The organism is Pseudonocardia sp. NPDC049154 (genome assembly GCF_040648315.1).
In the GTDB taxonomy this organism is placed as follows: Bacteria; Actinomycetota; Actinomycetes; order Mycobacteriales; family Pseudonocardiaceae; genus Pseudonocardia.
The window spans coordinates 1-1,074 of sequence record NZ_JBEZDN010000271.1 but is presented as its reverse complement, the minus strand read 5'-3'; the positions used below and the strand labels follow the sequence as shown (position 1 = coordinate 1,074).

General features: G+C 72.3%; 1 protein-coding gene. It reads right to left on the bottom strand.

The genetic code is table 11. The features are described from left to right. The coding region (locus AB0B41_RS43245; protein WP_358213051.1) for a glucose-6-phosphate dehydrogenase at positions 1-1,074 on the bottom strand (1,074 nt) is incomplete at both ends.

Sequence of the window (1,074 nt, the reverse complement as noted above, 5' to 3'; positions counted from 1 at the left end):
GGGCACGACGTCGCCGAGGATCGGGTCGACCACCCGCCAGGCGGCCTCGACGGTGTCCTGCCGGGCGAACAGGATCCGGTTGCCGTCCAGGGCCGCGCCGATCAGCCGGTCGTACGGGCGCGCGTCGTCCGCCGCGTGCTCGGCGAACACCAGGTCCTGCTGCTCGGGGACGCGCTCGATCCCCTGCTTCTTGCCCGCCAGGGTCAGCGAGACCGCGGCGTTCGGCCAGATGCGGAAGCGCAGGGCGTTGACCGGGCGCGGACCGGGCACGTCGAAGACGTCGAGCGGGGCCGGCCGGAAACGGATGCTCACCTCGGTGGCGGTCACCGGCATCGTCTTGCCCGCGCGGATCAGGATCGGGACCCCCGCCCAGCGCCACGAGTCGAGCTCCAGGCGGACGGCCGTGTAGGACTCGGTGGTCGAGACCGGGTCGACGCCGGCCACCTCCCGGTAGCCCTCGTACTGGCCGCGGACGGTGTTCTCCGGCGTCAACGGGCGGATCGCCTGCAGCACGCGGGCCTTGGCGTCGACCCAGGACATCAGGCCGGACCCGTCCGGCGGGTCGGCCACCACGGTGGCCAGGACCTGCAGCATGTGGTTCTGCAGGACGTCGCGGGTGGCGCCGGTGCGGTCGTAGAAGCGGCCGCGGTCGGCGACGTCGAACGCCTCCGCCATGGTGATCTGGATGCTCTCGACGTGGTCGCGGGTCAGCAGCGGCTCGAAGATCGAGTTGGCGAAGCGGGCCACCAGGACGTCGTTGAGCGGGTCGAGGCCCAGCCAGTGGTCGACCCGGTAGATCGCGTCCTCCGGGAAGTACCTGAGCATCGTCTCGTTCAGGGCCCGCGCGCTCTGCAGGTCCGTGCCGAACGGCTTCTCGACCATCACCCGGGCGCCCTCGGCGCGCCCGGCCCCGGAGATGCCCTCGGCGATCCGGGCGAACAGGACCGGCGGCACCTCGAGGTAGTACAGGATCCGCGAGCCGTCGCCGATCTCCCGGCTCATCGCCTCGTAGGTCGCCGGGTCGCCGAGGTCGCCGTCGACGTAGCGCAGCAGGCCCAGCATGGTCCGGCCGGG